This is a genomic window from Paracoccus sp. MC1854 (assembly GCF_014164635.1).
Classification (GTDB): domain Bacteria; phylum Pseudomonadota; class Alphaproteobacteria; order Rhodobacterales; family Rhodobacteraceae; genus Paracoccus.
In genome coordinates this window covers 1-12,278 of sequence record NZ_JACJFU010000050.1, presented here as the reverse complement: position 1 = coordinate 12,278, position 12,278 = coordinate 1, and the positions used below count along the sequence as shown (strand labels likewise).

Below are 12,278 nucleotides of genomic sequence, written 5' to 3'. Positions count from 1 at the left end.
AGCCGCCGTAGTAGCGCTTGCCCGGATAGCCTTCGGCGTATTTGTTCGTCATCACTGAGCCCTGCGCCTCGAGCACCGCGCGCGAGACGATATTCTCGGACGCGATCAGCTCGATCTCGTCGCGCTGGCGCCCAAGCTCGCCCCGGATCGCGTCAAAGATCGCAGGGTCGCGGGTCGAAAGGGTCTCGGTGAAGAAGCCCGATCGGAACGGGTGTTGGTTCATGCCTTGTCTCCTTGTCGGCTATCCGGTCCAGCCAAGCGCGGTCGAGATGCAGTTCATCGTCTGCATCAGCGCGATGGAATTCTTCGTATCGGCCTGCGCGCGGTTGTCGCGCAACAGCCTGACCTGCAGGTCATGGACCCGGTCCAGATCGGCGCGCACATGGCCGAACCGGGCCGCCATGTTGGTGAAGCGCCCGCCGACGTCGAGACCTGCGTTCAGAAAGGCTACGGCCGAGCGGCTGCGGTCGTATTCCTGCGTGATCCGGCCAAGGATGTCCTGCCTGACCGCCGCATCCGACACCAGCGCCGCATATTTCGCGGCGATCCCCATGTTCGCATGGAACAGCGATTTCTCGACCTCGTCCACGATCAGGCGGAAGATGCGGGACTGCTGGAACATCCGGCGCAGAAGCGCATCGCCCTCGTCGCGGTGAAAGCGGCGGAAGGTCCCGATGGCCGAGCCGAAGCCATACCAGCCGGTGATGAGATGCCGGTTCTGCGACCAGGCGAAGACCCAGGGGATCGCGCGCAGGTCGTCAAGGCTGTTCGCGCCGAAGCGCCGGGGCGGGCGCGAGCCCATCTTCAGCAGCGCCAGTTCCTCAACGGGGCTGGCTTGGGTGAAATAGGTGATGAAGCCCGGCCGGTGCAGCAGCGCCCGGTAGGCGGTGAAGGACATGTCCGACAGGGCTTCCAGCGTGTCGTGGAACTCGGGCCGGACCGGCTCGGGCGCGGTCTTCAGCGATTGCGCCATCACGGATGATGCCAGCAGTTCAAGCTGGTATTCCGCCGTGCCGCGATTGGCGAATTTCGACGACACGACCTCGCCCTGTTCGGTGGTGCGCAACTGGCCGTCGATCGTGCCCTGCGGCTGGGCGGCGATGGCGCGTTCCGTCGGCGCCCCCCCGCGGCTGACCGATCCGCCCCGCCCGTGGAAGAAGGTTGGCGCCAGACCGTGGCGCGCCAGCGTCCGGGCAATGCTGCGCTGGGCCTTTTCCAGCTCCCATGTCGAGCAGACGAAGCCGCCGTCCTTGTTGCTGTCGGAATAGCCCAGCATGATCTCGACCCGATGTTCGGCCGCGAGGCTTCGGCGGGCCAGGGGGACGCGCAGGAGTTCGTCGAGGATCTGGGGCGCGGCGCGCAGGTCGGCAATGGTCTCGAACAGCGGCACGACGCGCAGGTCCAGCCGCTCGGTTCCGAAGCCGGCATAGCGCGCCAGCAGGAACACACCCAGCAGGTCGTCGCAGGATCGCGTCATCGACAGGATGAAGGGTCCCACGGCCAGCGGATCGGCCCCGAAGCGCATCCGGTGCATCAGGCGAAGCAGCGTCAGCAGTTCGGCCGCCTCATCGCCCAGAAAGCCGGGGTCAGGCTCGGACAGGTCGGCCTGCCCCAGTTCGGCCCGCAGCCGACGCGACCATTCGGCGGTGCCGTATTCCGGCGCGGGGCCGGCCTGCGACCAGATCGCGGCCAGCGCCCGCGTCGTCACCGAGGAATTCTGCCGCACGTCCAGCGTCACCGTGCGGAAGCCGAAGACCTCGGCCTGCCAGCGCAGCGGACGCACCAGCAGGTGGCCCAGCCGCTCGGCCCCGATGATGGCCAGCGCCGTCTCGACCTTGCGAAGCTCGGCGATGAAGTCGCGGACATGCCGATAGGCGCCCGGTCCGTCCTCTGCCGTGGCGATGATGCGATGCCGGATCGCGCTCATGGCCTGGCGGAAAACTTCGCCGGGATTGCGGCGGCGGGCCTCATCGGGCAGGGGGGCGGCCTCGATCACCGAGTGCAGCAGCTCGCGGGCGTCCTGCGGCAGGGCGGAAATCTCGCTGCTGATGCTCAGGCGCTGCACCGCCAGCGTCAGGCCCTGCAGGTAACGGGCGATGATCGCCTTCTTTCCGGCGGCCAGCGCGATGCCCGTCGTCTCGGCGGTGACATGGGGGTTGCCGTCGCGATCGCCGCCGATCCAGGAATGGAAGCGCAGCAGCGGAACCCCGTGCTCCTCGGGGCCGAGGTGCGGGGCGACCGCCTCCTGGAACCGGCGCAGCACGTTGGGCGCGGCGTCGAACAGGCTGTCGCGGAAGAACTGCAGACCCCATTCGATCTCGTCCAACGGCGTGGGGCGCTGGCGGCGCAATTCGCCGGTCAGCCAGAGCAGGTCGATCTCGCCCTCGATGGCCGACAGCAGCCCCTCCCTTTCGCGCGGGGTCCAGCGGTCGGTTTCAAGGTTCACCAGCGCCCGGTAGATGCGGCGGTGGATTTCCAGCACGGTGACGCGCTTGGCCTCGGTCGGATGGGCGGTCAGGGTCGGACCGACGCAAAGCCGGCGCGTGACGCGGCGGAAATTGTCTGGCGCCATCTCGGGCGCGGCGGACAGCACGCGGGCGAAGCTGCCCGCGACGGCGGCGGCGCCTTCGTTCGTTTCGACCACCCGCCGGCTGCGGGTCGCCGCGTTCTCGTCGATGATGCGCAGAAGCTGGAACCAGATGTCCAGCCCCTGCAGGTAGGCGGTCATGTCCGCGCCCGCCGGCAGGTTCCCGTCCTCGCCCAGCAGCATGGGCAGGACCCGGGGGGCGCGGCGGGCGATGACGTTGCGCCACAGCCCGCCCAGTTCGGCGCGCAGCCGGTCGGCATAGCCGGTGCCGGCATCCTCGGGCTGCGCCATGCCGACCATCGCCGCCCGCATCAGTTCACCCGGTCGCGCGGTTCGCGCCCTGCGAAGAAGTCCTGCAGGTTGTCGATGACGCGGAAGCCCATGGCCTCGCGCGCCTCGCGCGTGGCGCTGCCCAGATGCGGCAGCATCACCAGCCGGTCCGAGGCGACCAGTTGCGGGTTGATGTCGGGCTCTCCGTCAAAGACATCCAGCGCGGCCCCGCCGATGGTCTCGAACCACAGCGCGTGCAGCAGGGCGGCTTCGTCGATCACCTCGCCCCGCGCGGTGTTGACGAGGAAGGCGCCGGGCCGCATCAGCGCCAGCCGGGCCGAGTTGATCAGGTGCCGGTTCTGCGCCCCGCCCGGGCAATGCAGCGAAACGAAGTCGCACAGCGGCATCAGCTCGTCGATGCTGTCCACCTGGGTCGCATTGCACTGGGCCAGGATTTCGGGCGCGACCGGGCTGCGGTTGTAGGCAAGGATCTTCATCCCGAAGCCGTGATGGGCGCGGCGGGCCATTTCCTGGCCGATGCGGCCATAGCCCACGATCCCCAGCGTCTTGCCCGAGACCTTGGTGCCGACCAGATGCGTCGGCCGCCAGCCGGTCCAGCGGCCTTCGCGGATCTCGCGCTCGCCCTCGCCGGCGCGGCGGGCGATCATCAGCAGCAGCGTCATCGCCAGATCGGCCGTGCATTCGCTCAGCACGTCGGGCGTGTTGGTGACGACGATGCCGTGCTGGCCCACGCGGTTCAGGTCGATGTGGCTGTAGCCCACGCCGTAATTCGCCAGAATGCGCGTCTGTGGCCTGTCGCATTCCAGCGCGGGCGCGCCGATCCTGTCCGTCACCGTCGGCAGGATCGCGTCATATTCCCGGATGGCCGCCCGGAAATCCGTGGGGGTCAGGGGCCTGTCGGCGGTGTTCAACCGGACGTCGAAGATGTCCGACAGGCGCGCCTCGACCGCTGCGGGCCAGCGGCGGGTGACGAGGACTCGGGGTCTTGCCATGGTCTTGCCCTTTCTACTGCAGGACGCGGGCGATGGTCGCCCCGATCACGGCCGGGTTCTCGGCCATCGTCACCCCGGCCGCCGCCAGGATTTCCACCTTCTCGGACGCGCTTTCGCCGAAGGCCGAGATGATCGCGCCGGCATGGCCCATGGTCCGGCCCTTCGGCGCGGTCAGTCCCGCGACATAGGCGATGACCGGCTTGCTGACATGGTCGCGGATGTATTCCGCGGCCTCGGCTTCCTGCGGGCCGCCGATCTCGCCGATCAGGCAGATGGCGTGGGTATCGTCGTCCTTCTCGAAATGCTCGATCACGTCGCGGAAGGACGAGCCGTTGATCGGGTCGCCGCCGATCCCCACGCTGGTCGAGACACCGAGACCGAGTTCCTTGAGCTGCGCGGCCGCCTCATAGCCCAGCGTGCCCGAGCGGCCGACGATGCCGACATGGCCGGGCAGGTAGATATGGCCCGGCATGATCCCCAGCATGGCCTTGCCGGGGCTGATCGTGCCCGCGCAGTTGGGGCCGGTCAGGATCATGCGCCGTTCCTTGGGATAGCGGTACATGTAGCGCTTGACCCGGATCATGTCCTGCGCCGGGATGCCGTCGGTGATGCAGACGCAATAGCGGATGCCCGCGTCCGCGGCCTCCATGATGCTGTCGGCGGCGGCGGGCGGGGGCACGAAGACCAGCGTCGCATCGGCGCCGGTCTCGGCCACCGCCTCCTTCATGCTGTTGAAGACCGGCACGCCCTCGGCGGTCTCGCCGCCCTTGCCGGGCACCACGCCGCCCACGACATTGGTGCCGTAGTCCAGCATCTCGCGGGTGTGGAAGCGGGCCATCTTGCCGGTGATGCCCTGAACGAGCACACGGGTTTCGCGATCAAGAAGAATGCTCATCACACGGCCTTCAGCTTGGGGTTGCGGTGGGTGTCGGCGCGCCATGCCATCACGGTGCGCTCGGCGGCTTCCATCAGGGTGGTGGCGCGGATCAGCGGCAACCCGCTTTGCGCCAGGATCTGCTGGCCTTCCTTGACGTTGGTGCCTGCCAGCCGGACCACGACGGGCACGTCCACCGGCTCGTCGCGCAGGGCGCGGACGACCCCCTCGGCCACCCAGTCGCAGCGGTTGATGCCTGCGAAGATGTTGACAAGGATCGCCTGCACGTTCTTGTCCGACATCACCAGCCGGAAGGCCTTGGCCACCCGCTCGGGCGTGGCCCCGCCGCCAATGTCGAGGAAGTTCGCAGGCTCGCCCCCCGCCAGCTTGATCGTGTCCATCGTCGCCATCGCAAGACCGGCGCCGTTGACGATGCAGCCGATGTTGCCGTCCAGCCCGACATAGGACAGGCCGCGGTCGGCGGCGCGGGATTCGCGCGGGTCCTCCTGCGACTTGTCGCGCAGTTCCGAAATCTGGGGATGGCGGAACAGGGCGTTGGTGTCGAAGGTCATCTTGGCGTCCAGCGCCAGGATGCGGTCGTCGCTGGTGACGACCAGCGGGTTCACCTCGACCATGGTGGCGTCGAGGTCGCGGAAGGCGCGGTAGCAGCCCAGCAGGGTGCGGACCATCTGCTGGATCAGCGCGGGCTTGATCCCCAGCGCGAAGGCGATCTCGCGGCACTGGAATTCCTGCAGGCCGACGGCGGGTTCCACCGTGGCGCGCACGATGCTGTCGGGGCGCTGGGCCGAGATGTCCTCGATCTCCATCCCGCCCTCGCCGCTGGCGACGATCATCACCCGCTGGCTGGCGCGGTCCAGCACGAAGCCCAGGTAGATTTCCCGCGCGATCGGGACCGCAGCCTCGACATAGACGCGGTAGATGCCCTTGCCCTCGGGCCCGGTCTGGTGGGTAACCAGCTTCTGGCCGAACATGGCCTCGGTCACCTCCTGGATCTCGGTGTCGCTGCCGCAGAGCTTGACGCCCCCCGCCTTGCCGCGTCCGCCGGCATGGACCTGCGCCTTCACCACCCAGCGGTCGCCGCCCATCTCGCGGGCGCGGTAGGTCGCCTGCTCGGGGCTGTAGGCAAGGGCGCCCTGCGGGATGCCCACGCCGAAGTCGCTCAGGATCTCCTTGGCCTGATATTCATGGATGTCCATCTGGGTCTCCTCCCCCGTGGCGCCGTTACTCGGCCGCGACCATCGTCTGGTAATGCTGTTCGAGACGGTCGTTGACCCGGCCCATGTCGATGTCGGCGCCCATCTTCCGCATGGCCGCGGCAAAGCGCGTCACGATGTCGGTGATGGCATTCTGGTTCAGCAGGTTCAGGATGCCGATGCGGACCTGGACCGGCTCGGACAGCGTGGGCCAGATGCCGAAGCCCGCGGCGCGGCAGGCCTGCACCAGCTCCGCCTCGCGGCCCGCGAGCTTTTCGGGCAGGTTCAGCACCACCAGCGAGGTCATGTTGGACGTGACCTTGCAGCCCATCGCTTCGACCGCGTCGCGCAGCGCCGCCTCGTGGAAGGCATAGGCGCGGGCGCGCCCGGCCACGGTCTGCTGCAGGGTGATGCGCAGCGCCTCGTGGAAGGCCGCGACCGCATAGGCACTGTGGGTGCGGTGATAGGTGCCCTTCTCGACATCGCGGCCGTCGATGATGCCCCAGTGCCGCGCCTCGAGGATCGGGTGATGCACGAAGGTCCGGCAGCCCGTCCGGCGCAGGTTGTCGATATAGCGGTCGGTGAAGGACACCGGCGCATAGGTCAGCGGCAGGCAGCAGATGCCCTTCTGCGGACAGGAGGCCCAGCCGGCCACGCCGGGATAGTCATCGATGCGGAAATCCTCGACGCCAAGGGACGAGACCGCGTCGATCAGCCCCATCACGCCATGCTTCTCGCAGGCGTCCGAGAATCCGCGCAGGTCGTTGATCCGGCCCGATCCGGTTTCCCAATGCGCCATGGCGGCCCATTTCGGCTTGTGTTCGGCCAGCGCAGCCTCGACGGTCTCGGCGGTCACGGACTGGCCATGGGGCACGGCCACGATCCTGACCGAGGCCGGCTGCGGGTCCATCGGGTTCGCGGCCAGTTCCTCGGCGGTCGCGGCCTTCATCCGCAGGGTCAGCCCGTCGATGCCGGAGAATGTGCCGTTGGCGAAGACCACCACCTTGTCGCCCGGCATCACCGCGCTGAACAGGCAGTCCAGCCCGCTCCACCCGGTTCCGGCCACGCCGAAGGTATGGACGTTCTTCGTGCCCATGACCTCGCGCAGCATCAGCTTGGATTCGATCATGCCGCGCAGGACATCGGCCTGCATGTGATCGGCCATCCCCGCGCTGGCAAAGCGTTTCAGCACGCGCGCATCGGTGTTGCCGGGTCCGGGTCCCGCCGCGATGGTGTCCGGGATCTCGAGTTGCGGGAAGATTGCGACTTCAGCCATGATCTTTCCTTCAGGTGAACATTTCTTGCTCATCAGGAAAGACGTTCTGGACCCTTCCCACAACGTAAGATTATGTTGCAGTCAGGTATCTAAATGGGTGGGCGGTTTCCCACCCGAACGGGCAGGGGTATGTGATCCTGCCTTTCAGGAGGAGGGATTCGCCATACGCACTGTCGAAAGTTCCGAACGCGCGATTTCGATCATCCTTGCCGACAGCAACCCGCTGGTGCTGTCCGCCCTGTCGGAAGTCTTCGAGCGCGATGCCCGATTCTCGCTGCTGACCACCTCGGCCACGGCCGAGGGATTTCTAGCCACCGCGACGCGGATTCCGGCGCAGGTGGGCATCATCGAATGGAACCTGCCCGCCATGGGCGGCGCGCGGCTGATGGAGCAGTTGCGCGACGAGCCGTCCGCGCCCCGGATCGTCGTCTATGGCGACCAGGCGAGCGAGTCGCATCTGGGCGCGCTGGCCGCGGGGGCTGCGGGCTTCGTGCCGCGCAGCGGTGCGGTCGGGATGCTGCTCGACACCTGCCTTGCGGTGGCGCAGGGCAAGATGGTCTTCCCCTATCTCGACGTGCGCGACCTGCAGAACAACCTGCTGCAGACCCTGTCACGGCGCGAAGCCGACATGCTGGAAGCCCTGTCGCGGGGGCTGACCAACCGCGAGCTGTCGAAAGAGCTTGGAATCTCAGCCAACACCGTCAAGTTCCACCTGTCGAACCTTTACGACAAGCTTTCGGTCCGCAGCAGGGCGCAGGCGATCGCCTATTACTATTCCAGCAAACAGAAGCAAAACCCATGAGTTGCAGGGCAGGTTCAGGCGCACATACGACCATTGGCGTAACTTTCCGTAAGTTTTGTTGATTGACAGGAAACAATATTCCGCCCTTCCTGCGCCCATCCCCCCGACAATCAGCAGGAGCATGAGCCATGAGCTTCCATCCCATCGAACAGGCCCCCGCCCGCCTGAACCGCAGCGAACTCGCCGTGCCGGGCAGCCAGCCCGCGATGTTCGAAAAGGCCGCCGCGTCCGAGGCGGACGTGGTCTTTCTCGACCTCGAAGACGCGGTGGCGCCGGATGAAAAGGCGCAGGCGCGCAAGAACATCATCAAGGCCCTGAACGAGATCGACTGGGGCAAGAAGACCATGTCGCTGCGAATCAACGGGCTCGATACCCATTACATGTATCGGGACGTGGTGGATGTGGTCGAACAGGCCGGCGAGCGGCTGGACCTGATCATGATCCCCAAGGTCGGCACCGCCGCCGATGTCTATGCCGTGGACATGCTGGTCACGCAGGTCGAGGACGCCAAGGGCTACAAGAAGCGCATCGGCTTCGAGCACATCATCGAGACCGCGCTGGGAATGCAGAATATCAGCGAGATCGCCGCGGCGTCCAGGCGCAACGAAAGCCTGCATTTCGGCGTGGCCGACTATGCCGCAAGCACCCGCGCCCGCACCACCATCATCGGCGGCGTGAACGAGAACTACTCGGTCCTGACCGACAAGGACGCGGACGGCGCCCGCCATGTCCATTGGGGCGACATGTGGCACTATGCGCTGTCGCGGATGGTCGTCGCCGCCCGCGCCAACGGGTTGCGTCCGATCGATGGCCCCTTCGGCGACTTCTCGGACCCCGAGGGCTACAAGGCGGCCGCCTATCGCGCCGCCGTGCTGGGCTGCGAGGGCAAGTGGGCGATCCATCCCAGCCAGATCGCGCTGGCCAACGAGGTGATGAGTCCCTCGGACGCCGAGGTCGAGCGCGCCCAGAAGATCCTCGCCGCGATGGCCGAGGCCGAGGCCGCGGGCAAGGGCGCGGTCTCGCTGGACGGGCGGCTGATCGACTATGCCTCGATCCGCCAGGCCGAGGTGCTGGTCCAGAAGGCCCGGCAGATCGCTGCATGACACCGAGGATTGCCGAGATGCGCGCCCTAGCGCGGAAGCTTTACGATGAGGCCGTCCGCGCGGCCGATCCCGCCCTGGCCGTGCGCCGGCATTTCGACAGCCATCCCCCCGCCGAACTTCCGGCGGGGGGTCGCAACATCCTGATCGCCATCGGCAAGGCCGCCCCCGCCATGCTGCCCGAGGCGATGGGCCATGTCTCCGGCCCGACCGAGGCGCTGGCGGTCACGCATTACGGCAACGGCCGGGACATTCCCGGCGCCCGCGTCCTGACCGCCAGCCACCCCGAGCCGGACGAGGCCGGGCTGCGCGCCGGGCAGCAGATCATCGCGCTGCTGGACGGGGCAGGGGCGCAGGACCGGGTCTATGCGCTGATCTCGGGCGGCGGCTCGGCGCTGGTGCCCGCGCCGCGCCCGCCGCTGACCTTGGCCGACAAGCAGCAGGTGAACCGGCTGCTTCTGGCCAGCGGGCTGGACATCGGGCAGGTCAACCTGATCCGCCAGCAACTCTCCGACCTCAAGGGCGGCGGCTTCCTGCGCCATGCCGCCCCGGCCCCGGTCCGGGCGCTGATCCTGTCGGACGTGATCGGCAACGACCTCGGCGCCATCGCCAGCGGCCCGACCGTCGCCCCGCTCGGCACGCCTGGGGATGCCTTGGCGCTGCTGGCCCGGCAGGGGCTTCTGGACCGGCTGCCCCCCGCGGTGACGGCGCTTCTGGAAGAAGGAAACGAGTCCCCCCCTGCGCCCGTGGCAGAGAATTACCTGATCGGCAGCAACGAGATCTCGCTTGCCGCCATCCCCGCGGCGGTCCCGCAGGGATGGGAGGCCCGCATCGTCAGCGACCGGCTGACCGGCGACGTGGGCGAGGCCGCCGCGCGGATCGCGCAGGCCGCCGCGCAGGCCGCCCCCGGCCGCCCCGAAGTCCTTGTCTTTGGCGGCGAAACCACCGTCACGCTGCGGGGAACGGGCCGCGGCGGGCGCAACCAGGAACTGGCGCTGCGGCTGGCCATGCTGGGCCGTGACTGGCGGCGTCCCTGGGTCTTTCTCAGCGGCGGGACCGATGGCCGGGACGGCCCGACCGATGCCGCGGGCGGGCTGGTCGATGGCGGCACCATCGGGCGCATCGGGACCGCGGGCCGGGATGCCGCGGCCCTGCTGGCCAACAACGACAGCCACGCGGCGCTGGGGGCTGCGGGCGACCTGCTGATCGCCGGCGCGACCGGCACCAACGTCGCCGACGTTCAGGTGCTGCTGCTGGCCTGATCCCGGACCCTGCCAGCCACCGGCGGGATTTGCAGAAAACGCATCATGGCAGGGTGACCACTGCCTCGAACCGGCACGCGTGAACTGTCCTTTGAAAAGTGCCGCTGCCTCGCCTGCCGGGCGACGTGCAGGTAACGCAGGCGTGCTGGGAATGGCGATGAAGTTCGCGTCGTCTCATCCCTCCTCTACCCCGAGGGCGGTGCGCCCCCTCAGGACCAACATTTCTGAACAGCGCCCCCGTCGCCTCGTCCATCCCGCGCATCCTCATCCTGCAAGCGCAGCGGTAAGAGTGAACCATGTCCTCGAAACCACGTCAGGGTCGGGTTCTTCAGCAACCTGTCAAACAAGCGGCGGCCAAGCGCAGCCTCAGCGACGGAGCGGTTCCGGACCACGTTGCAGCATCTCGCACTAACAGGTTGCATACAGGCCAAATCCGGCAGCAGAAAATCAAGGCGAGAGCTGCAAGGATACTGCAACCCCAGATTCAAAAATGCCTGACTTTAGTGGCTTGAATCACCTACCGCCTTCGAATCGCCTGCTTGCAGGCATTCTGTCAGGAGGTTCCCATGCCGCCCATACCATGCGTGACGCCCCCGCAGGACTGCAGAGCAACCGAGCGCCTGATCCTTGTCCCTGTAAGGAAAAAACATGGCGCTCATCGACCTCGCCCTTGCGCAAGAGAATGTCTCCTATGTTGACGCAATGACCAGATCGCCGAACACCGACCTCGTAAATGCCGGCGTGCTCAGCGCCGATACCGTCGTTTACCATGGCGACGGCGACGGCGACCTCACGCGCGTGCTGGGCGTCAATGCTCTCAGCGGCAGCTATACCGTTGCGACCGGGGGGCGCCGACCTGAGCATCGATGCCGGGCTGCCGGATGTGCGCCTGCTCACCGACCGCACAGTGATCATCGACGGTGAAAGCAGTTTCACCCTGGATGCCGGCACTCTCGACGTGGCCTCCGTACTGACAGACCTGCTGAACGAAACGACCATCGCCTTCTCGGGAAGCGGTCCGGGGACATTCACCGACGTGCGGCCTGCCATCGGAATCCTCGCAAGCGCCTCCCTGACCATCGACGAGATCGGTCCTGGCGACAGGCTGGTGATCCCGATCGACGGCCAAGGGATTGGCGGGGTGAACACCCTGCGCGAGGCTTCCTATTCAGACGGCTCTCTGAACCTCGTGAATGGCAGCGCCCTCAACCAGGTCGACCTCTGCATCGGGATGACGCAGGAACAGTATGCCCTTTACCGCGAGAATTCCGGCGCCTTCCTGAACGGCGCAACCGATACCTTCACCTTCCCCGGCGCCGTCGATCCGGACGAGCCTCCGAACGAAGTTTCCCGCTTCAGGCGCGGAACGCTGATCGAGACCGGGCGCGGCCTTGTCGCCGTCGAGGATCTGGCGGTCGGCCGGGCGGCACAGGACGAGAACTTCGCGCTGTTGCCCCGACTCGGGGATCTCGACCATGTCGCAGAGGGCGCGCTTCCTTGCCTCGGGTCGGATGGGACGGAAGCTAGCCATGCGCCATTCCCAACACCGCAGGCCGCTGGTCCAGCAGGGCCGCCACTGAACACGCGAGCGGCCCGGAAATGGCCGCTCTGCCAAGGCCGATCGTTTCCGGTGCGCGCTGGCGGATGTGTTGAAAGATGGGCAGCGTCAGAGGCTTCCAAGCAAGAATCCAGTTTGCAAACCGCTTCTAATCTATTGATGTGATTGCTGCGGGCCGGATGACAGCTTGAAGAAGGGGTCTATATACTTAGCTAGCCAGAATGACGGCTAGAACGGTTCAAGTGGACACCAGATTCAGTGAGCCGTAAGGTGAATCGAAAGGTGACGGCTACTACCTTCTCACGCGTCTCTAGTCCTCCAA

10 protein-coding genes and 1 pseudogene are annotated in these 12,278 nt (G+C 67.0%); 5 read left to right on the top strand and 6 right to left on the bottom strand.

Annotation, left to right across the window (positions count from 1 at the left end; all coding sequences use genetic code 11):
* The 6 genes and pseudogenes from glyA to H5395_RS16660 all read right to left on the bottom strand — a co-directional run.
* Positions 1-223, bottom strand: a pseudogene (gene glyA / locus H5395_RS16685) (serine hydroxymethyltransferase); the annotation flags it as partial.
* An 18-nt stretch (positions 224-241) separates the two neighbouring features.
* Positions 242-2,899, bottom strand: coding sequence for a phosphoenolpyruvate carboxylase (locus H5395_RS16680; protein WP_182793669.1), 2,658 nt, complete (start codon positions 2,897-2,899; stop codon positions 242-244).
* The gene (locus tag H5395_RS16675) at positions 2,899-3,870 is read right to left on the bottom strand and encodes a D-glycerate dehydrogenase (RefSeq protein WP_182793668.1); all 972 of its coding nucleotides are present in this window, start codon (positions 3,868-3,870) and stop codon (positions 2,899-2,901) included. The genes H5395_RS16680 and H5395_RS16675 overlap by 1 nt, the downstream gene beginning before the upstream one ends.
* 13 nt (positions 3,871-3,883) lie before the next feature.
* Positions 3,884-4,765 carry a succinate--CoA ligase subunit alpha gene (sucD, locus tag H5395_RS16670; RefSeq protein WP_182793667.1) on the bottom strand — a complete coding sequence of 294 codons (882 nt, stop codon included), beginning with the start codon at positions 4,763-4,765 and terminating at the stop codon, positions 3,884-3,886.
* On the bottom strand, positions 4,765-5,961 hold the full coding sequence (locus H5395_RS16665) for a malate--CoA ligase subunit beta (RefSeq protein ID WP_182793666.1): 1,197 nt from the start codon (positions 5,959-5,961) through the stop codon (positions 4,765-4,767). The genes sucD and H5395_RS16665 overlap by 1 nt, the downstream gene beginning before the upstream one ends.
* 25 nt (positions 5,962-5,986) lie before the next feature.
* Entirely contained in the window at positions 5,987-7,234 is a 1,248-nt protein-coding gene (locus H5395_RS16660; RefSeq protein ID WP_182793665.1) for an aminotransferase class V-fold PLP-dependent enzyme, read from the bottom strand.
* A gap of 202 nt (positions 7,235-7,436) precedes the next feature.
* Here H5395_RS16660 and H5395_RS16655 point away from each other — a divergent pair, with 202 nt between their 5' ends.
* From H5395_RS16655 to H5395_RS16635, 5 genes are all read left to right on the top strand, one after another.
* A complete protein-coding gene (locus H5395_RS16655; RefSeq protein WP_370576493.1) occupies positions 7,437-8,036 on the top strand; it encodes a response regulator transcription factor in 600 nt (199 codons plus the stop codon).
* Between the two features lie 128 nt (positions 8,037-8,164).
* Positions 8,165-9,139, top strand: a complete 975-nt coding sequence (locus H5395_RS16650) for a CoA ester lyase (RefSeq protein WP_182793663.1) — start codon at positions 8,165-8,167, stop codon at positions 9,137-9,139.
* A gap of 17 nt (positions 9,140-9,156) precedes the next feature.
* Entirely contained in the window at positions 9,157-10,398 is a 1,242-nt protein-coding gene (locus tag H5395_RS16645) for a glycerate kinase (protein WP_255440767.1), read from the top strand.
* Between the two features lie 648 nt (positions 10,399-11,046).
* Positions 11,047-11,322, top strand: a complete 276-nt coding sequence (locus H5395_RS16640) for a hypothetical protein (RefSeq protein ID WP_182793661.1) — start codon at positions 11,047-11,049, stop codon at positions 11,320-11,322.
* Positions 11,282-12,121: a hypothetical protein gene (locus tag H5395_RS16635; protein ID WP_182793660.1), complete on the top strand. Its 840-nt coding sequence runs from the start codon at positions 11,282-11,284 to the stop codon at positions 12,119-12,121. The genes H5395_RS16640 and H5395_RS16635 overlap by 41 nt, the downstream gene beginning before the upstream one ends.
* The last annotated feature ends 157 nt before the right edge of the window (positions 12,122-12,278 follow it).